This window comes from Marinospirillum minutulum DSM 6287 (genome assembly GCF_000422325.1).
In the GTDB taxonomy this organism is placed as follows: domain Bacteria; phylum Pseudomonadota; class Gammaproteobacteria; order Pseudomonadales; family Halomonadaceae; genus Marinospirillum; species Marinospirillum minutulum.
In genome coordinates this window covers 38188-56915 of the sequence record NZ_AULO01000008.1, presented here as the reverse complement: position 1 = coordinate 56915, position 18728 = coordinate 38188, and the positions used below count along the sequence as shown (strand labels likewise).

Annotated in this window: 17 protein-coding genes; 3 read left to right on the top strand and 14 right to left on the bottom strand. The window is 43.8% G+C overall.

The window, feature by feature from the left end:
- Nucleotides 1-12: 12 nt before the first annotated feature.
- From yfaE to nrdA, 3 genes are read right to left on the bottom strand one after another with little or no spacing between them, the layout of a single operon-like run.
- Nucleotides 13-297 carry a class I ribonucleotide reductase maintenance protein YfaE gene (gene yfaE, locus H571_RS0100330; RefSeq protein ID WP_036217010.1) on the bottom strand — a complete coding sequence of 95 codons (285 nt, stop codon included), beginning with the start codon at nucleotides 295-297 and terminating at the stop codon, nucleotides 13-15.
- A gap of 1 nt (nucleotide 298) precedes the next feature.
- Nucleotides 299-1432 carry a class Ia ribonucleoside-diphosphate reductase subunit beta gene (nrdB, locus tag H571_RS0100325; protein WP_027847561.1) on the bottom strand — a complete coding sequence of 378 codons (1134 nt, stop codon included), beginning with the start codon at nucleotides 1430-1432 and terminating at the stop codon, nucleotides 299-301.
- 12 nt (nucleotides 1433-1444) lie between these two features.
- Nucleotides 1445-3721: a class 1a ribonucleoside-diphosphate reductase subunit alpha gene (gene nrdA / locus H571_RS0100320; protein WP_027847560.1), complete on the bottom strand. Its 2277-nt coding sequence runs from the start codon at nucleotides 3719-3721 to the stop codon at nucleotides 1445-1447.
- Nucleotides 3722-4014: 293 nt separating this feature from the next.
- Between nrdA and H571_RS0100310 the strand changes: the two genes are divergently transcribed.
- Nucleotides 4015-4269, top strand: coding sequence for a DUF1289 domain-containing protein (locus H571_RS0100310; protein ID WP_027847559.1), 255 nt, complete (start codon nucleotides 4015-4017; stop codon nucleotides 4267-4269).
- Nucleotides 4270-4271: 2 nt separating this feature from the next.
- Here H571_RS0100310 and H571_RS0100305 read toward each other — a convergent pair whose 3' ends face one another.
- Nucleotides 4272-4781, bottom strand: a complete 510-nt coding sequence (locus H571_RS0100305; RefSeq protein ID WP_027847558.1) for a hypothetical protein — start codon at nucleotides 4779-4781, stop codon at nucleotides 4272-4274.
- A 221-nt stretch (nucleotides 4782-5002) separates the two neighbouring features.
- Between H571_RS0100305 and topA the strand changes: the two genes are divergently transcribed.
- Nucleotides 5003-7666 carry a type I DNA topoisomerase gene (topA, locus tag H571_RS13665; RefSeq protein ID WP_036217009.1) on the top strand — a complete coding sequence of 888 codons (2664 nt, stop codon included), beginning with the start codon at nucleotides 5003-5005 and terminating at the stop codon, nucleotides 7664-7666.
- 97 nt (nucleotides 7667-7763) lie between these two features.
- On the opposite strand, the gene lexA is transcribed toward topA, so the two are convergent.
- The 3 genes from lexA to H571_RS0100285 form a co-directional block, all read right to left on the bottom strand.
- Entirely contained in the window at nucleotides 7764-8423 is a 660-nt protein-coding gene (gene lexA / locus H571_RS0100295; protein WP_027847557.1) for a transcriptional repressor LexA, read from the bottom strand.
- Between the two features lie 122 nt (nucleotides 8424-8545).
- The gene (locus H571_RS0100290) at nucleotides 8546-9253 is read right to left on the bottom strand and encodes an SIMPL domain-containing protein (protein ID WP_027847556.1); all 708 of its coding nucleotides are present in this window, start codon (nucleotides 9251-9253) and stop codon (nucleotides 8546-8548) included.
- An 11-nt stretch (nucleotides 9254-9264) separates the two neighbouring features.
- Nucleotides 9265-10614 carry an MATE family efflux transporter gene (locus H571_RS0100285; protein ID WP_036217007.1) on the bottom strand — a complete coding sequence of 450 codons (1350 nt, stop codon included), beginning with the start codon at nucleotides 10612-10614 and terminating at the stop codon, nucleotides 9265-9267.
- Between the two features lie 111 nt (nucleotides 10615-10725).
- On the opposite strand from H571_RS0100285, the gene H571_RS13660 reads away from it, so the two are divergent.
- The gene (locus H571_RS13660; protein WP_084482568.1) at nucleotides 10726-11337 is read left to right on the top strand and encodes an elongation factor P hydroxylase; all 612 of its coding nucleotides are present in this window, start codon (nucleotides 10726-10728) and stop codon (nucleotides 11335-11337) included.
- Here the strand turns inward: H571_RS13660 and H571_RS13655 are convergent.
- The 7 genes from H571_RS13655 to H571_RS13640 form a co-directional block, all read right to left on the bottom strand.
- Nucleotides 11297-12343, bottom strand: coding sequence for an ABC transporter ATP-binding protein (locus tag H571_RS13655; protein WP_036217004.1), 1047 nt, complete (start codon nucleotides 12341-12343; stop codon nucleotides 11297-11299). The genes H571_RS13660 and H571_RS13655 overlap by 41 nt on opposite strands.
- Nucleotides 12340-13932: an ABC transporter permease gene (locus tag H571_RS0100270; RefSeq protein ID WP_051168025.1), complete on the bottom strand. Its 1593-nt coding sequence runs from the start codon at nucleotides 13930-13932 to the stop codon at nucleotides 12340-12342. Before H571_RS0100270 ends, H571_RS13655 begins: the two co-directional genes overlap by 4 nt.
- Before the next feature lie 109 nt (nucleotides 13933-14041).
- Nucleotides 14042-14656: an ABC-type transport auxiliary lipoprotein family protein gene (locus H571_RS0100265; protein WP_027847553.1), complete on the bottom strand. Its 615-nt coding sequence runs from the start codon at nucleotides 14654-14656 to the stop codon at nucleotides 14042-14044.
- Between the two features lie 10 nt (nucleotides 14657-14666).
- A complete protein-coding gene (locus tag H571_RS15350; RefSeq protein WP_027847552.1) occupies nucleotides 14667-15518 on the bottom strand; it encodes an MlaD family protein in 852 nt (283 codons plus the stop codon).
- Entirely contained in the window at nucleotides 15515-16306 is a 792-nt protein-coding gene (locus H571_RS13645) for an ABC transporter ATP-binding protein (RefSeq protein ID WP_036217001.1), read from the bottom strand. Before H571_RS13645 ends, H571_RS15350 begins: the two co-directional genes overlap by 4 nt.
- Nucleotide 16307: 1 nt before the next feature.
- The gene (locus H571_RS0100250) at nucleotides 16308-17399 is read right to left on the bottom strand and encodes an MlaE family ABC transporter permease (RefSeq protein ID WP_027847551.1); all 1092 of its coding nucleotides are present in this window, start codon (nucleotides 17397-17399) and stop codon (nucleotides 16308-16310) included.
- Nucleotides 17400-17447: 48 nt separating this feature from the next.
- Nucleotides 17448-18707, bottom strand: a complete 1260-nt coding sequence (locus tag H571_RS13640; protein ID WP_051168024.1) for a DEAD/DEAH box helicase — start codon at nucleotides 18705-18707, stop codon at nucleotides 17448-17450.
- Nucleotides 18708-18728: the final 21 nt, after the last annotated feature.

Here is an 18728-nt window from a genome sequence, read left to right as displayed (position 1 = left end):
GAAACAGCTTGATTAAGCACTTTTTTTAGCTTTAGTGATTAAGCCAACACTAACTTCTAGCGGTTCTAGTGGTCGGCAGCAGCAGGGTAGAATTTCATTCTCTTGCAAGTAGGCCAAGGGTTGCTCTTGGTATTCTACCCTGCCTGAGTGAAGGGTTACGCGGCAAGAACCGCAGTAACCACTGCGGCACTGGTATTCTACTTGGTGGCCAGTACGCTCTAGGCCTTCAAGCAGGGTTTCTGAAGGGTCTAGTTGAAATACTAGGTCTTCGGTGCTGATTTGAATCGCTTTTTTCATATTACAGCTCAAAATCGCCTAGGTCGTCAGCAGAAATTTCTGAATTGATTTGACCCACCAAGTAAGAACTAACTTCCACTTCTTGGGGGGCAACCTGTACGTTGTCTGAAGAGGTCCAGGCGTTAATCCAAGGAATAGGATTATGGGTGGCTTTTTCAAATGCTGGCTCAAGACCAACAGCACGCATACGGTGGTTGGTTATGTATTCAATGTACTGATCTAGAATGACATTGTTTAAGCCAATCATGGAGCCATCTTTAAACAAATACTTAGCCCACTCTTTTTCTTGCTGGGCAGCATGTTTAAACATTTTAATACTTTCTGCATGGCAAGAACGGGCAACTTCAGCCATTTCTGGATCATCCTTGCCTTCTTGCATAATGTTTATGATGTGCTGAGTTGCTACTAGGTGGAGCGCTTCATCACGGGCAATTAAACGAATAATTTTAGCGTTACCTTCCATTAAGCGGCGTTCTGCAAAGGCAAAAGAGCAAGCAAAGCTAACGTAGAAGCGTATGGCTTCTAGTACATTCACGCTCATCATACAAAGGTAAAGTTTACGCTTAAGCTCAAATAAATTGACCTGGTGTGTTTTACCATTAACTGTGTGGGTGCCAGCGCCTAGCTTGGTGTACAGCAGGGTGTATTGAATTAAATCATCGTAATATTTAGAAATATCGGTCGCACGCTCAATGATGTGCTGATTACGCATAATGTCATCAAAAACCACAGCAGGGTCATTCACTATATTACGAATAATATGCGTATAAGAGCGCGAATGAATGGTTTCTGAAAAAGACCAAGTTTCTATCCAAGTTTCTAGCTCGGGTAGGGAAACCAAAGGCAAAAAAGCCACATTAGGGCTACGGCCTTGAATTGAGTCGAGCAGTATTTGATATTTTAAATTACTAATGAATATATGTTTTTCGTGGTCGGGCAGGTTGCGGTAATCGCTTCTATCCTGCGATACATCCACTTCTTCTGGTCGCCAAAAAAATGACAGTTGTTTTTCAATAAGCTGTTCAAAAATCGGGTATTTTTGCTGATCGTAACGTGCAACATTCACCGACTGACCAAAGAACATGGGTTCTTTAAGCTGGTCGTTATCAAGTAGTGAAAAAGTACTGTATTTCATAGTTGTTTACCCTTAAATCTTGCAAGCGCCACCAGCGCAATCGTCTTCCATATCGCTTTGGCTGTCGTCTGCACCATCGCGAGTGTTTTGGTAGTAGAGTGTTTTTAGACCAAACTTATAGGCAGTTAACAAATCGGTTAGTAGTTGTCTCATAGGTACTCTGCCACCTTCAAAACGCTGTGGGTCGTAGTTGGTGTTGGCAGAAATGGCTTGGTCTACAAACTTCTGCATAATGCCAACTAGGTGTAAATAACCTTCGTTGTTAGGCATGTTCCATAGCAGTTCATACTGGTTTTTTAACTCTTCGTAGCCTGGTACAACCTGCTTAAGAATACCGTCTTTAGACTGCTTAATAGTGACTAAACCACGCGGTGGTTCTATACCGTTGGTTGCGTTAGAAATCTGACTGGAGGTTTCTGAAGGCATTAATGATGACAGGGTAGAGTTACGCAAGCCATGTTTAACTATATCGGCACGTAGCGTTTCCCAATCTAAATGCAGCGGTTCTTGGCAAATAGCATCTAGGTCTTTTTTGTAGGTATCTATAGGTAAAATACCCTGCGAGTAGGTGGTCTCATTAAACGCAGTACAAGGACCAAACTCTTTAGATAGGTTGTTAGAAGCTTTGAGTAAGTAATACTGAATGGCTTCAAAAGTTCTATGGGTTAAGGCATTGGCTGAACCATCGGAATACTTTAAGCCATTTTTTGCTAGGTAGTAGGCATAGTTAATAACCCCAATGCCTAGAGTACGACGCTTCATGGTGGCATTACGTGCTGCTGCTAGCGGGTAGTCTTGGTAGGTAAGCAGTGAATCTAAGGCTCTTACCGTTAAATCAGCTAGCGCTTCTAACTCATCTAGGCTTTCTAGTGCGCCTAGGTTAAAGGCTGAGAGCGTGCAAAGGGCTATTTCTTTATCTGCATCATTAATATTGTTTAGCGGACTAGTGGGCAGCGCTATTTCTAGGCAGAGGTTGGACTGGCGTATAGGTGCAACGCGTGGGTCAAACGGACTGTGTGTATTACAGTGGTCTACGTTCTGTATATAAATACGGCCGGTGCTAGCACGCTCTTGCATCATTAATGAAAAGAGTTCACTAGCTGGCAGGCTGCGCTTGGTAATGCTTTCATCTTGTTCGTATTGAACATAAAGGCGTTCAAACTCGTCTTGGTCTTCAAAGAAGGCATCGTAAAGGCCAGGCACTTCATGGGGTGAGAAAAGGGTGATGTTGCCATTTTTAATTAGGCGCTGATACATCAGTTTGTTTAGCTGAACACCGTAATCCATGTGGCGAACACGGTTTTCTTCTACACCTCGGTTATTTTTAAGTACTAATAAAGATTCAACCTCTAAGTGCCATAGGGGGTAAAACAGAGTGGCTGCACCACCACGTACACCGCCTTGTGAGCAAGACTTAACCGCAGCTTGGAAAAGCTTAAAGAAAGGAATACAGCCTGTATGCTGGGCTTCACCGCCACGTATGGGGCTGCCGATAGCACGAATACGGCCTGCATTGATGCCAATACCGGCACGTAAAGAAACGTATTTAACTATGGCTGAGGTAGTGGCGCTAATGGAATCTAGGCTGTCATCGCACTCAATAAGCACGCAAGAGCTAAATTGGCGTGATGGGGTACGAACACCCGCCATTATGGGTGTAGGCAGTGAGATTTTAAACAGTGAAATGGCATCATAAAAACGCTTCACATAACTTAAACGTGTGGCTTTAGGGTAGTCAGCAAATAGACACATACCAATAAGCATGTAGAGCATCTGTGGGCTTTCATAAACTTCTTTAGTAACGCGGTTTTGTACTAGGTATTTGCCTTCTAATTGTTTAATGGCAGCATAAGAAAAGTTTAAATCACGGTTGTGGTCTAGGTAGTCGTTTAAGGTGTCAAAATCTGCCTTGTCATAGTCACGTAGAATATGGCTGTCATAACGCTTGTCGTTGGTTAGCTTGGTGACCTGGTCAAAAAGGTGGGGTGGCTCAAATTCGCCATAGGCAATTTTACGTAGATGAAAAACGGTTAAGCGTGCAGCTAGGTACTGGTAGTCAGGTGTGTCTTCAGAAATTAAGTCTGCGGCTGCTTTAATAATGGTTTCATGGATATCACGTGTGCGTATGCCATTGTAAAACTGGATGTGAGATTTTAGTTCAACTTGTGATACTGAAACTTTCTCTAATCCCATAGCAGCCCAGTCAAGAACACGATGAATCTTGTCTAGATCGATCGATTCTTGGCGACCATCGCGCTTGGTTACTTTTATGGTCTTAAAGTCTGTCATAATTAAATCCTATTGGGTGTTTTTTGTAGCTGGGCTTGAAATTTTGTAAGCAGTGTTGTAATGGCGGTATCTGCTGGATGACACATTATATAGTGTTATTTTTTAAAGTGAAGCGCGATATAGTGTGTGATGGTGAAAATGGCTGTCTACAAGAAGCGGCAGTTGGCCTCTACTATTCTGTAAGCTTGATAGGGTGTGCTCTTGCAAAATTTCAAGTTAAAAAAGATAAAAAAAAGTAAATTTTAAGTTGATTTTTTATCTGTTATCTACTTCAAGCTTGGAGGGCAAAGATAATGCAGCAACTGGAGTTTTTTGAAATACCTAGCCCCTGCATAGGTGTTTGTGAGGTAAACAACCGAGGCTATTGCAAAGGCTGTTATCGCTCACGAGATGAGCGTTTGTACTGGCTCAAACTTAGTACGGCTGATAAGCGTAAGGTGGTGCGTTTATGTCAGCAGCGTCGTTTACGAGTAGCGCGTGCTAAAGCTGAGGCTTTAAAGGCAACTAGCTCAACCGATAAAGAAATAAATCAGTCGAGCCTTTTCTAACCTTACTTAGTACGAGAACACTGAGTAGTAAAACCTTCTTCCTCATGGGTTAACGTTAAAGAATTTCTAGTTAGGCTGTTAATAATAAATGCATCTTCGCTTTGCATATCTCTCAGGTCGTTAACATCCATAATGCCAGCATCATGCATTTGTTGAGCAAGGGGGCTGTTGGGTGTCATATTGGCATTTTCTGTTTTTATAGTGAGGCGCTTAGGTTGGGTTGACCAGCTGCCACTGCCTTCAAACAGGTAGTTAAGTGAGCCACCACCTAGCATCTGGCGCATTTCTTCCATAGTAAAGCTAATTTCCATAGTGCCATCTAGCGTAAAGTTGCGTTGTGCAGTAAATAGCTGGATATACTCAACGCTTAGGTTAATTCCTTCTTCTGGTGTTAGATTTTGTGTGCAGCGCCATTCGCCAACCAGTATTTTGGCAGTATTCTTGTCTTTGGCAAGGGCTGGCTGTGTAAGTAATAACAAGGCCAGCATTAGTGGGTAGAGGTTTTTTTTCATAAGTGGGTGACTCGGTTAGGTTTAATGTTTTAACTAGTTTTACCACCGGTTGAAATTTATTTCCAGCAAGGCAAATTGAAAAACTGCTAGCTTTTACTAAAGGTTGCTTTTAGCCTTTTACTTAAGCAGGCTGGAAACCTAGCACGCTCTAGGTTACTGTAGTCAGCCTTTACTAGGTTATTTTAAGCTTCTCTATATAAGTCAATGGGATATAAAGCGGAATGGGTAAATCACTGGTCATCGTCGAGTCACCGGCCAAAGCTAAAACAATTAATAAATACTTAGGCAGTGAATACATTGTTAAGTCTAGCGTTGGTCATATTCGTGATTTGCCTGTTAGTGGTAGCGGCAAAACAACAGCCGCACGCACTAGTACTAAAGGCTTGACGCCTGAAGAAAAAAAGCACAAGGCACAGCAGCAGCTTTTTGCACGCATGGGTGTGAATCCTGAAGATGGCTGGACAGCCCACTATGAAATTCTGCCAGGCAAAGAAAAGGTAGTCGATGAATTAAAGAAGTTGGCTAAAAATGCTGACATGATTTATCTGGCAACGGATTTGGACCGCGAAGGGGAAGCCATTGCTTGGCACCTGCGGGAAACTTTGGGTGGTGATGATTCTCGCTACCGCCGTGTGGTTTTTAACGAGATAACTAAAAAAGCAATAACTCAGGCCTTTGAATCACCTAGTAGGCTAGATATGAACCGTGTGCATGCTCAGCAGGCACGACGCTTCTTAGATAGAGTTGTAGGCTATATGGTTTCGCCTTTGCTTTGGTCAAAGGTAGCGCGGGGTTTGTCGGCGGGTCGTGTACAGTCAGTCGCTGTGCGCTTAATTGTAGAGCGCGAACGTGAAATACGTGCGTTTATTCCTGAAGAATATTGGGATGTTACTGCCCATCTACAAAATAAAAAAGCCATAGAGTTAGCCTGTGCTGTTGCTAAAAAAGCAGGCAAGGCTTTTCGCCCTAATAGCAAAGCAGAAACCGATGCTGCTTTGGCTGAGTTGCAGCCAGCAGTTTATACCGTTGCAGATAGAGAAGACAAACCGACTAGCAGCCGACCTTCTGCACCTTTTATTACTTCTACCTTGCAACAGGCAGCCAGTACACGCTTAGGTTTTTCTGTTAAGAAAACCATGACCCTAGCACAGCGCTTATATGAAGCCGGTCATATTACCTATATGCGTACCGACTCAACCAACCTTTCACAAGATGCCGTTGCAGCTTGCCGTGACTGGATAGCCCAAGAGTTAGGCAAAGAATATTTACCCGATACACCCCAAGTTTATTCTAGTAAAGACGGAGCACAAGAAGCGCACGAAGCGATACGTCCTTCTAGTGTGAAGATGCAAGGCAAAGATTTAGGTTCTGCTGTAGAGCGAGATGCCCAGCGTTTGTATGAATTAATCTGGCGTCAGTTTGTTGCCTGTCAAATGCCACCAGCGCGTTATTTATCGACCACCTTAAAGGTAACGGCTGAAGATTATGAACTAAAAGCTAAAGGCCGTGTATTGCAGTTTGATGGCTTTACTCGTATTCAACCCGTTAGCGGTAAGCAAGGTGAAGATCAGGTACTGCCAGATTTAAAAGTAGGTGAAACCTTAGACTTACAAAGCCTAGATCCACGCCAGCACTTTACTAAACCACCAGCACGCTTTACTGAAGCGGCTTTGGTTAAAGAGCTAGAAAAGCAAGGCATAGGTCGTCCTTCTACCTATGCAGCTATTATTTCAACCATTCAAGACCGAGGTTATGCCAAGGTTGAAAACCGCCGCTTTTATGCTGAAAAAATGGGCGATATTGTTACTGATCGCTTGGTTGAATCTTTTCAAGACTTATTAGATTTTAGCTTTACTGCCCGTATGGAAAACTCACTTGATGCTGTTGCTCAGGGTGAAGAAAAATGGGTAACGCTTTTAGACAAGTTTTATACAGGTTTTAAAAAGCAGCTAGAAAAGGCACAGGATACAACCGAGGGAATGCGCCCTAACCAGCCGGTTGATACTGATATTCCTTGCCCTACCTGTGGTCGACACATGCAAATACGCATTGCTTCAACAGGTACTTTCTTAGGTTGCTCTGGCTATGCTTTGCCTCCTAAAGAACGCTGCAAAACCACTATTAATCTAGTATCTGCTGATGAGTTTGTCGGTGATGATGATGACGAACAAGCAGAAACTAATGCGCTAAGGGCTAAGCGTCGTTGCCAAGTGTGTGGGACGGCGATGGAAAGCTTTATTATTGATGAAAAGCGTAAACTGCACGTTTGTGGTAACAGCCCAGACTGTACAGGTTATCAAATAGAAGAAGGCACTTTCCGCTTAAAAGGCTATGAAGGTCCAACGCTAGACTGTGATAAATGCGGCAGTGAAATGCAGCTGAAAACAGGCCGTTTTGGTAAATATTTTGGCTGTACTAATAGCGAGTGTAAAAACACCCGTAAGTTATTACGCAGTGGTGAAGCCGCGCCACCTAAGATGGACCCAGTACCTATGCCAGAGCTGAAATGCTTAAAGGTAGAAGATCATTATGTATTGCGTGATGGTGCCAGTGGCATTTTCTTGGCTGCTAGCCAGTTTCCTAAAATGCGTGAAACCCGTCCGCCACTAGTGAGCGAAATTAAACCGCATAAAGCAGAGATAGACCCTAAGCATCACTATCTACTTGAAGCACCTGAACAGGATACTGAAGGTAATCCTACGGTTATTCGTTATTCTCGAAAAAATAAAGAACAGTATGTTCAGGCAGAAAAAGACGGTAAAGCAACAGGCTTCCGCGCTTTTTATGATGGTTCCAAATGGGTGGTAGAAGATAAACCTAAAGCCAAACCCAAGGCAAAACCTAAGCCTAAGGCGGCACCCAAAAAAGCAGCTGCTAACAAATAAACAATAACCCCGCTTAAAGCGGGGTTATTTGTTAGTAAAGAATTAAAAGTTAAGTTCTAGGCTGGTTGCCTAATACATTGAATCTAAAATGCACTAATTAGTGAAAAGTTGTATTTAAATCATCACGAATCAAACCAACTGCTAAACCTTCAATTACTAGTGTTTCTTCTCTTAGGTCCACCTTAATGGGTTCAAAGTCTTCATTTTCTGGTAATAACCAAACCCAGTGGCCTTCTTTTTTAAAGCGCTTTACCGTGACTTCATCTTGAATTCTGGCCACCACTAGCTGACCATTACGTGGGGCATCGGTAGTGCGGTGTACTGCTAGCAGGTCGCCTTCCATTATGCCTATATTCTTCATGCTCAAGCCTTTAACTCTTAATAGGTAATCGGCTTTTTTGCGAAAAGAGTTAGGGTCAACTTTTAGATGGAAAGCAATATTTTCTGAAGCCAATACTGGGCTACCTGCCGCAACCTGACCTAAAACTGGTAAGCCTTCGTCATTTTCTTCTGAGTTAGGTTCTGTGCCCTTAATGCTGGTGTCATCATTAAGGATGCGAATACCACGAGAGGTGCCAGCTAAAATTTCTATGGCACCTTTTTTGGCTAGGGCTTTTAGGTGTTCTTCAGCAGCATTGGCTGATTTAAAACCTAGAATATCAGCAATTTCTGCACGGGTTGGCGGCATGCCTTTATCGCGCATGGCACGTTTTACAATATCTAACACCTGTTGTTGGCGTTTAGTGAGTTTTAACATGGCAACCTCTACTTGAATAAATAAACAGCTGGCCAGTTAACCAGCACTAGGTTTCTATACAGTATTTTAGCGGTTACCTACTAGAAGGTAAAGGGTAACTACCTGCCTAGTTATTAGAAGGTTTATAACAACTCAAAAATAACCCTAACACGGGCTGTTGCTTCTACTTTTCCGGGTGCAACTACAGGTGTGGATGAACGACTAACAGAGTCGGCAGCCATAAACATTTTCTGAGATTCAACACCTGGGCTAGTAATTTCTTGTATTTGCAGCGCACGTCCTAGGTTTTGCCCTAAACTTTTTGCCATTAACTCTGCTTTTTCTTGAGCATCTTTTAATGCCCCTTTTAATGCAGGGTTACGGCTTTTAGCTGCTTGGCTGCTGTGATAGTGCATTGGCCCTAGCTGGCTAGGCTTACCTTGGGTAATTTTTTCTATCCATTCGCCTGTTTGAGTTACAGGTAAGTCAATGATTTTTAAGTCTCGGCTAGCGGTATAGCCGGTAATTTGCCAAGTTTCGTTACGCTGGGTTCGGCGTGGGTAAATAGAAATTTGACCTGCTTCTAAGCGTGCACCTTGTGGCACTTGACGCTTTAGATTGCGAAGTAAAAGATTGAAGTCTTGTTCTAGTGTTTGAATAGCCAGTTGGGAATCTTGGTGCTCAGCACTAAAGTTGGCGTGAATATCAACCAAGTCTGCATCTAGGCTAAGTTTAGCTTCACCTACTACTTGCAGGTGGGGTGTGGGTGCCCAACCTTCTGCAAGCAAGTTGGCGCTTAAACTGAAAGCTAAAAGACCCAATATTAGGCTAAAAAATTTAATTCGTTTCATAAAAACTCCAGTTAAGGGTGAACACGGCTAGTGGCGTGTAAGCGCCACATAAGAATAGCTGCAGCAACACTCAGGCCAGCTATTAGGCCATACCAGAAACCATACACGCCCTGTGCACCCCAGAAGTTATCTGTCATAGCTAACCACCAGCCGCCCGCTAGACCAATCATCCAATAGGAAAATAAGGTAATTAACATAATAATGCGAGTGTCTTTATAACCACGCAAAGCACCGGCTGCATTAATTTGAATGGCATCGGATATTTGATACCAAACAGCAAGCTGAATAAGGCTAGCTGCCAAGAGTTGTACTTGTAGATTAGGTGAATAGAGTTTGACGACTAAATCTGCTGCTAACCACATAAAAAGAGAGGAAACCAAGGCCACTAGAAAGGCTAAAGCAATACCATAAAATGCAATTTGTCTGGCTTCAACTAGGCGTTTAGCGCCTACTGCGTGTCCTACCTTAACAGTGAGTGCTAAACCTAGACTAAGCGGAACCATAAATAATAGGCCAGTAAAATTCAGCGCCACCTGATGCCCTGCCACAGTAAAGCGCCCCATTTCACCAATAAATAGGGTGATTACAGTAAAAAGTGAAGCTTCTACAAAAATAGATAAACCAATAGGCAAACCCAGCCAAAGAATTGCCCCCATCTCTTTTAGGCTTGGACCATGAAAAATGCCAAAAATAGCAAAATTACGGTAGCGTTTTTCAAGGTGAACATAAAGCCCAAGAAGGGCGGCCATAAACCAAAAACTCAGCGCTGTTGCATAACCACAACCTACGGCTCCTAGTTTTGGAAAACCCAACTCACCATAAATTAATACATAGTTAAGTGGAATGTTTAGTAGTAGGCCTGCGACACTAATGAGCAGTACAGGGCGAGCATGGTTAAGCCCTTCGCACATACAGCGCAAAACTTGGAAGACAGCCACTGCGGGCAAGCCCCAAGCGATAGCTTTTAAGTAGCTAGCACCCAAAGAAGCTACTTCTGGTGTAACAGACATAAAGTCAAAAATAGCGCGGCTGTTATATAAAATAAAAGCGATGGGTAAAATTACCAGTAATGAAGTCCAGCCTGCTTGTTGAATGGTTCTCGATAAAATGCTGGTATTGCCTGCTCCATTTGCTTGAGCAACCAAAGGTGTGGTTGCCATAAGCGTGCCAAACAAAAGTAATAATAAGGGCATAAAAACACTAGAGCCAACAGCAACGGCGGCTAGGTCTACAGCGCTTAAGCGCCCTGCCATAATCGTGTCTGCTACACTCATCCCCGTTTGTGCAAGATGCGCACCTAAAAGGGGTAAAGCAAGAAGAAGAAGGGGTTTGTTATGCTGTTTGAAAATTGCCAGAGACATGCTTTTTTATGCCTTAAATGATAAAAGACTATTTTAACGGATTTCACTACCTAATTGCTTAAATAACAGTAAAATTAGGGGTGTTACTTACTTTTTCTATTCAGGAACACTATGTTTGATTCAGAGTACCAGTCCTGTGAACAACTCATTGCTGTGTTTGAAGAGGTTTTTTATACCGATTATCAAACACGTTTGGTGCGTGGTGGGGACGAACCCATTTATTTGCCAGCTAGTTTAACAGGAACAACTAACCAGATTGTTTTTGCGCGGGGTTTCTTTTCTAGCGGGCTGCATGAAATAGCGCATTGGTGTGTTGCCGGTGAGGAACGCCGTTTGTTAGAAGACTTTGGTTATTGGTATGTGCCCGATGGACGCAACGAAGCCCAGCAGCGAGCTTTTGAAAAAGTTGAAGTTCACCCTCAAGCCTATGAACAGTGTTTTGCCCTGGCTGTTGGGCGACCTTTTAATATAAGTGCCGATAATTTAAACGGCAAGCCAGGTGCTACCTATGCTTTTGAACTAGAGGTTCACCGCTTAACGCTAACACTTTTGTTTGACCATAAATTAACAGGCCGAGCTAAACAGTTTTTTGATGCCTTGTGTGTTGCTTGGCAAAATCCCTTTGCTGCTTGGCAGTCTACTGCTTATAAGCGGTTAAAAAACCGCCTAGCAGAGTTAGAAACTAGTCTGGAAGAATGGAAGCACAACGAGCACTTTGAATAGCCACATGGCTGTCTAATTCAAAATAGTTATGACTGGGTGTAATAGCACAGTATTGCAAGCCATCTTGTTCTAATACATAGAGGTAATCATGGCCACGGAACTGGCGGTCAATTACTTTTGCTGCCTTGGGGTTATTGCAAGCTGTTAGTACTAGGTTTTCTGGACGCAAAGAAAGGTGTACTTCACCTTCAAAGTTATTGCTTAGGTTAATCGGCCCTAAGGGTGTATGGGCTAGGTTGCCGCAGGCTTGGCCTAAAAGAATATTGGTATGCCCTAAAAACTTAGCCACAAAGGCAGTGGCTGGGTTTTGGTACACCTGCTGCGGAGTATCTAATTGAATTAGCTTGCCTTGTTGCATTACGCCGACCTTATCGGCAAAGGTCATAGCTTCTGCTTGATCGTGAGTTACCAAAATAACGGACGTACCTGCCTTTTTAAATAGCTCACGCATTTCTTTGCGGGTGGTTTCTCGTAATGCGGCATCTAGGTTAGAAAAAGGTTCATCTAAAAGCACCAACTTAGGTTCGGCAGCCAGCGTTCTAGCTAGGGCGACCCGCTGCTGCTGCCCACCAGAAAGCTCATGCGGATAACGTTTGGCATAGTCAGTTAAACCTACTAAATCTAACCATTCCATTGCACGAGCGACTTGTTCATCCTTGGGTACATGACGCATGGCAAAGGTAACATTGCGCAGTAAGGTCATGTGAGGAAAAAGCGCATAATCCTGAAACACTATGCCTATATTGCGTTTTTGTGGTGGTAACTCAGTAACCTCCTGCCCGTGTAAATAAATATGCCCTGCATTTGGGTGTTCAAAACCCGCAAGCATTCTAAGGGTGGTGGTTTTTCCGCAACCACTGGGACCAAGTAGTGCCAAAATTTCACCCGGCAGAAGATCAAAACTTACTTGGTTAACAGCCAGTGCATCGGCTTGGTTATAGCGTTTACTTAAACCCTCTACGCGCATTAAGGGTTCAGTCGTCTGGTTCGAATTAGCTGTATTCATTTTTTGCTCTCACGATTGAGAACCATGCCTACCGATAGGCTGGAAAAGATCACGATAGCAGCTGCAAAAGGTGCTGCCTCTGCCATTAAGCCTTCTGATGTTCGGCTAAAAACTGTCACTGCAAGGGTAGTGTAACCCGTTGGTGCTAGCAGGAAGGTAATAGGTAGCTCTTTCATACAGAAGAGAAAAACAAGGGTTATAGAAGCAAGAATTCCACGATTTAAACGAGGGAAAACTACATACCAAAAGGTGCTAACTGCTCCATGACCTAAAGAAAAAGAGGCTTCTTCTAAATTAGAGCGTGTTTGTAAGAGTGCGCTACGTATTGGTCCCATGGCTAGGGCAAGGCTAGCTAAAGCCCAGGTGATAATCAGTAAAGCTAGGGTTTGGTAAAGGAAAAAAGCAGTATTTAAAGAAAAGAACACCATAGCCAGTGCCAAAGTTAAAGGTGGTAGTGCATAGCCTATGTAGGTGGAACGCTCAATAGCGGTAGAAATACGTGAAGGGTAGCGCACTAACAAATAGGCTACAGGCAAAGCAAACCCAGCAGCTAAAATTGCAGCAGGAAAAGCCGCCATAGCAGAGCGTAAGAAGGTAGCAGGTACCGCTAAGAAAAAGCTTAAATCGGGCGGTGCCAAGATTAACCAGTAGGCCAAAATCATTAAGGGTAAACCAGAGGAACATAAAAAAACTATGGCCAAATAAACCCAAGCGGGAATGGCTTTCCAACCTAATTTTGATGCAGCTTTAGAACGCGCTATGCCGCTACCAACGCTGGCAAGGCGTTTTCGTTTAAGTACAAAGGTTTCCATAATGACAAAGCTGCCTGCCAAGGCTAAAAGCATGAGTGATAGCCAAGCGGCATAAACCCGATCAAAAGCACCTGAGTATTGCGTAAAAATAGCATAGCTAAAAGCGTCATAACGCATGAGTGCAACAGCACCAAAGTCACCCATAACATACAAACCTATCACCAGCCAGCCAGCCATAAGAGCCGGGGCTAGGTGAGGTAAAAGCACTTTAAAAAATATTTGTTGGGGGGTGTAACCTAAAGACTGGGCACTTTCCTCTAGGCTTCTATCTAAGCCTAACAAGGCTGAACGGAGGTTAAGAAACAGGTAAGGAAAGGTGTAAAAGGCTAAGGCTAAAACGGCCCCAGTGTAGCCATTGATACGCGGCAGCTGCCAACCAAAGAGCTGGGCAAAAATACCATAGTGTCCACCCAAACCCAGGAGCGCATAGGCCATTACATAACCGGGTACGGCTAAGGGCACAACCGATAGCAGTGTAATGGCTTTTTTGTAGCGAATGTTAGTGCGGGTTACTAACCAAGCTGTGGGTAAGGCCATAAGGGTGGAAATAAAAAGCACCCCAAAAGTAAGCTTAAGGGTGTTGCTAAGAAGCTCTAAATTGCGCGGCCGAAAAACCAGCTCCCGCAACATGGCAGGATCTGCTTGAAAAGCCCTCAAGCCCAAGTAAAACAAAGGCACCACCATGGCAAAGGCTATAACCACGGAAGGTATTAAAATATAAAAAGGTGGCCTTTGTCCCCAAGCTCGATAAATATAAGTACCAATAGGTGCAGACATAGGGTGTAAGCAAGTCCGAAGTAGAAAATTAGCTGCTCAAAAGTACCACAGTTAGCCATTTTGGTAAATGATAATTATACTCAGCAACTTTGGAAGCCTTTGATTTGTATCATGGAGTTCTTAGCTGCTTAGATAATAAATCACTGACTTCTATTGCCCAGGCTTCTAACCACACTTGGCTAGTTTCTAGCATGGCTGCTGTTGTTAATTCCGCTACTGGGGGTTGAGCAATCCACTGGTGTTGCAAAAGGCTGGTTCCAGCTGAGTCGAGTAGATTAATTTGAATTGCTATATCTAGCTGCTGTTTAGCTGTATTTAAATACCATTCTTGTAGGGTAATGCGTAAGCGGTAGGCGGAACGGTAGCCGGGTTGGTCGGGCAGGCTGGTTTCCAGCCAAGGTTGTTGCCCTAAAAAGTTACTGATACGTTGCTGAATTTGTTGGTCTAAACTCTCTGCCCAAATTTGCATTGCAAAGGGTGAAAGCTGGTGTTGCTGGCTACGGTACCAAATTTCTCTACCTCGCAAGGGGGCTGGTGCTGTTGGGCGCTCAACAGCTAAAAAAATACCTAGGCTGGCTTGTTTGCTAGTTAATTCTGCTGGTGGGCTAGGCAGCCCTTTGAGTAGCCATTGCTGTGGTGCAGCTTTAGGGTCGGGCACTAATAAGCTGTCAGCACAACCCATTAATAAAAGACTAGTTAATATTAGGGGTAATAAAATACGCATTTTGTCTCCTTTACTCGCCAGGGCCAGCGGGTTGAGTATGATTACCACGTATCCAAGTATTGCGTTCTAATCGAAGCTGCTCTGCTAAGCTTTCAGCTTGTAAAAGCAAAGGGCTTAGCAGTCTGGTACTGGCTTGGGTATCTTCACTTAGGTTTTGTAGCTGCTCGCTCATTAGCTGCATCTCACGAGTTAAACTCTGCTGGAGTTTTTCTGTATTGGATGAAAAATCACTAGCGAGCTGATTAAACACGGTTGGGTCAAATGCGCTAATCCGCGCTTCAGCGGTTAGGCTTAGTTGCTCTATAGAAGTGAGTAGGCTGCTAATTTGTTGCTGCATGGTTTGATTGGTTAATACGCCTAGCTGATCACTTAGCTGCTGAAGTGAGTTGGTTAATTGATTAAAGTTTTGTAGTGCGTCATCAACTTTTTCGGTGATTTCAACAAGGCGAGAGCTTTGACTTACAATAACGGCTGGCTCTTTTTCACTGGTCACCAAGCGTTCGCCCAAGGTGTCACTACTTTGAAGCTCAACAAATAATAGGCCGGTTATACCTTGGAATTGTAGGGTTGCAAAAGTATTGCTGCGTATGGGGAGGTCGTTATCTAAACGTAGCGATAAGCGCACTCTTTCATCTGGATCATTCACTAGGCTAATTTTTTCTACATAACCTATAGGTACACCACGGTACTTAACGGCTGCCCGTTCATTTAAGCCAGAAACCGAATCATAGAAGTAGGTGATATAGGGAACCCTGTCTAGATTACGGCTATCTCGAGTCATAAAACCAATAAAAAACAGTCCGCTTAATAGCAATACAACAACAAAACCACCCACTAGGGTGTAATTAATTTTGGGGTTCATCCTTGGTTAGCTCCTGTGCCACGAGTACGCGCTCCAGCAGCACGAGTGTTAGCAAAATAATGCTTTATTGCTGGATGGCTATGCATGGTTAATTCCTCCATAGGGGCTTTACAGAGTACTTGCTTTTCACCTAAAAAGGCGACTTGATTACTCACGCGCCATAAAGAATCTAAGTCGTGAGTTACTAGAATAAGTGTTAGGTCTAGGGTGGCATGTAATTCTAAGAGCAGGTCATCAAAGGCACTGGCACTTGCTGGGTCTAAACCGGCGGTGGGTTCATCTAACAAAAGTAGGTTAGGGTCTAGGGCTAGGGCACGTGCAACCGCCGCACGTTTAAGCATACCACCACTCAGCTCTTGTGGTAGCTTGGTAGCTGCGCTTGCAGGTAAGCCTACTAGTTTTATTTTTAGTAGGGCTAATTCTTTTAAGAACTGTTCGGGTAGGCGCTGATGCTCACGTAGGGGCAACATAATGTTTTCAAGCAGGTTTAAGCTGGTAAACATAGCACCCTGTTGAAACATAATGCCCATTTTTTTTCTTAATTGAATTAGCTTGGTGGTTGAAAGCTGCGCAGTGGCTTGACCAAATAAAGTTACGCTACCAGCTTGTGGAGTCTTTAGAAGTGCCACTTCGCTTAACAATACCGATTTACCACTACCACTACCGCCCACCAGTGCCAAGCGCTCGCCCCTTTCAATGGTTAGGTTTAAGTTCTGGTGGACTAACTGACTACCAAACTGGGTGGTTATATTTTTAAGCTCAACAAGGGGTGTTTTAGCTGTGTGCATGTTACCAGCCTGCATCACTGAAGATAACGGAGAAAATAGCATCAATAATAATGACTAAAAAAATTGCCTGTACAACGCTTCGAGTGGTTCTTACACCAACAGCATCTGCACCGCCTCTGGCTAACATGCCCTGCATACAACCAACACTAACAATAATAATGGCAAAAACAGGCGCTTTAATCATGCCAATAAAAAAGTGGCTAATACTGACTTCTTTGCTAAGCCTTTGCCAGAAAAGAGTTGGGCTAATTTCTAGTTGCAGGTGGGCAACCAGGCTACCACCCAGTAAGCCAGCTAAATCGGCCAGTAGTGTTAATAAAGGGAGGGCAATTACTAAGCCAAGAAGTTTGGGTAAAATGAGCCAATCAAAAGGATTTTGCCCCAAGCTGCGTAAGGCTAAAATTTCTTGATTAATATTCATGGTGGCTAGTTGGGCTGCATAGGCTGAACCTGAGCGGCCAGCCACTAAAATTGCGGTAATTAAAGGCCCTAGCTCTCGTAAATGTGTGAGTGCCACTAACTCAACAATAAAGACATTGGCACCGTAGGTTTTTAACTGTAAACCACCCTGCCAAGCGACAACGGCCCCTAATAAAAAAGCAAGTAAGGCAATAATGGGTACGGCATGCAAGCCGTCACGCTGAATAACATCTAAGAATAGTTTGAATTTGAATTGACGGGGGTTGCATAGCAGGGTGTAAAGGGCAGTAAAAAGTTGACCTATAAAGCTTAAAAGCTGCGCCCCATGACCGCTAAATTGACTAACGCGAAAACCTATATCGGCTAACCAGTTAAGTCTTGCGGGTTCTGGAATGGTGGTTTCACGTTCTTTTAGTACTAAATCTAAGAGTTGCTTCTGTGTTGCTGTTAGCCCTTTAGGCCAGTGACTGGGTTGGTCACCAAAAATATGTAAAAAAGCCATAGCACCGTTGGTATCCATGGCTTTTGTTATTAGCTGAAGTTCTTTTGGGCGTGCAGCAAGCGAAGGCTGGAGATCGAGCCACTGTTTTAAATAAGCAGTGGTCCAATCGCCATAAAGTAGGTAGTTACCGTCAGTCAATAAAAGGCTGGGTCGTTGCCTTTTCTCTTGCATAGCCGCTCCAATAAATCCTTATATGGCAGAAGTATCCCTGTTTAGCACTTAATTGTCAGCTTTTGTAGCAGGCTTTCTAGCTGTTGGGTTTTTGGGTTTGGGTTTTCTCGCAAGGGGTTTACGTCCTGCAGGCGGCTTAGGCTGTGCATTTGACTTGCTTCGAGCAGGCATTTTAGCAAGTGGTTTGAAATCGGGTAGGCTTGCGACTTCCAAAGTTTTTTTGATTAAACGCTCAATACCACGCAATAGTTTAACTTCTTCTTCAGCCACTAAAGAAATAGCATGACCCGTAGAACCAGCACGACCAGTACGACCTATGCGGTGCACATAGTCCTCTGCCACATTGGGTAATTCATAGTTCACCACTTGCGGCAGTTGGTCTATATCTAAACCCCGTGCAGCTATATCGGTTGCCACTAAAATTTGTATGCTGCCATCTTTAAAACCGGCTAAAGCTTTAGTTCTAGCACCTTGGCTTTTATTGCCATGAATGGCCGCTGCTTTAAAGCCAGAGGCTTCAATTTGTTGGGTTAGCTTATTGGCACCGTGCTTGGTTTTAGTAAACACTAATACCTGAAACCAGTTGTTGTCTTTAATTAGCTGCACTAATAAGGCAGGTTTCTGTGCTTTTTCAACCTTATAAACCTTTTGTTCTACGCTTGGCGCAGCAGCATTTGGCGGGCTAACCGAAATTTCAACAGGGTTGTTGACTAAGCCTCGGGCAAGCTTACGAATGTCGTTAGAAAAAGTTGCTGAAAAGAGTAGGTTTTGGCGTTTAGGCGGCAGAATTTTTAAAATCTTTTTAATGTCATGAATAAAGCCCATATCTAGCATACGGTCGGCTTCATCCAGCACCAGCACTTCTAGATTAGAAAATTTAACAGCGTTTTGGTTATATAAATCCATTAAACGGCCTGGGGTGGCAACTAAAATATCAACGCCACGGCGCAGCTTCATCATTTGTGGATTAATTTTTACGCCACCAAACACCACCGTCGAACTTAACTTCATGCCTTTACTATAGGTGGCAACACTTTCAGCTACCTGAGCAGCAAGTTCGCGGGTTGGCGTTAAAATTAATGCGCGCGCTTGATTCGCGCCAGCAGGCTTACCAGCCGCTAGGCGTTCTAAGATGGGCAGGGTAAAACCAGCCGTTTTACCTGTGCCTGTTTGTGCGGCTGCCATGACATCTTTACCGGCCATAATGGCTGGGATGGCTTGGGCTTGAATCGGGGTTGGGTTGGTATAACCCTGCTCTTTAAGAGCATCAAGAATCGGGGTGCTTAGACCCAGAGTAGAAAAACTCATGTAGGGAGAAATCTCGGTAAC

What these genes read in the sequence shown, in the direction of transcription:
- yfaE (WP_036217010.1), bottom strand. Translation starts at nt 297, where the DNA reads ATGAAAAAAGCGATTCAAATCAGCACCGAAGACCTAGTATTTCAACTA.
- nrdB (WP_027847561.1), bottom strand. Translation starts at nt 1,432, where the DNA reads ATGAAATACAGTACTTTTTCACTACTTGATAACGACCAGCTTAAAGAA.
- nrdA (WP_027847560.1), bottom strand. Translation starts at nt 3,721, where the DNA reads ATGACAGACTTTAAGACCATAAAAGTAACCAAGCGCGATGGTCGCCAA.
- H571_RS0100310 (WP_027847559.1), top strand. Translation starts at nt 4,015, where the DNA reads ATGCAGCAACTGGAGTTTTTTGAAATACCTAGCCCCTGCATAGGTGTT.
- H571_RS0100305 (WP_027847558.1), bottom strand. Translation starts at nt 4,781, where the DNA reads ATGAAAAAAAACCTCTACCCACTAATGCTGGCCTTGTTATTACTTACA.
- topA (WP_036217009.1), top strand. Translation starts at nt 5,003, where the DNA reads ATGGGTAAATCACTGGTCATCGTCGAGTCACCGGCCAAAGCTAAAACA.
- lexA (WP_027847557.1), bottom strand. Translation starts at nt 8,423, where the DNA reads ATGTTAAAACTCACTAAACGCCAACAACAGGTGTTAGATATTGTAAAA.
- H571_RS0100290 (WP_027847556.1), bottom strand. Translation starts at nt 9,253, where the DNA reads ATGAAACGAATTAAATTTTTTAGCCTAATATTGGGTCTTTTAGCTTTC.
- H571_RS0100285 (WP_036217007.1), bottom strand. Translation starts at nt 10,614, where the DNA reads ATGTCTCTGGCAATTTTCAAACAGCATAACAAACCCCTTCTTCTTCTT.
- H571_RS13660 (WP_084482568.1), top strand. Translation starts at nt 10,726, where the DNA reads ATGTTTGATTCAGAGTACCAGTCCTGTGAACAACTCATTGCTGTGTTT.
- H571_RS13655 (WP_036217004.1), bottom strand. Translation starts at nt 12,343, where the DNA reads ATGAATACAGCTAATTCGAACCAGACGACTGAACCCTTAATGCGCGTA.
- H571_RS0100270 (WP_051168025.1), bottom strand. Translation starts at nt 13,932, where the DNA reads ATGTCTGCACCTATTGGTACTTATATTTATCGAGCTTGGGGACAAAGG.
- H571_RS0100265 (WP_027847553.1), bottom strand. Translation starts at nt 14,656, where the DNA reads ATGCGTATTTTATTACCCCTAATATTAACTAGTCTTTTATTAATGGGT.
- H571_RS15350 (WP_027847552.1), bottom strand. Translation starts at nt 15,518, where the DNA reads ATGAACCCCAAAATTAATTACACCCTAGTGGGTGGTTTTGTTGTTGTA.
- H571_RS13645 (WP_036217001.1), bottom strand. Translation starts at nt 16,306, where the DNA reads ATGCACACAGCTAAAACACCCCTTGTTGAGCTTAAAAATATAACCACC.
- H571_RS0100250 (WP_027847551.1), bottom strand. Translation starts at nt 17,399, where the DNA reads ATGCAAGAGAAAAGGCAACGACCCAGCCTTTTATTGACTGACGGTAAC.
- H571_RS13640 (WP_051168024.1), bottom strand. Translation starts at nt 18,707, where the DNA reads ATGAGTTTTTCTACTCTGGGTCTAAGCACCCCGATTCTTGATGCTCTT.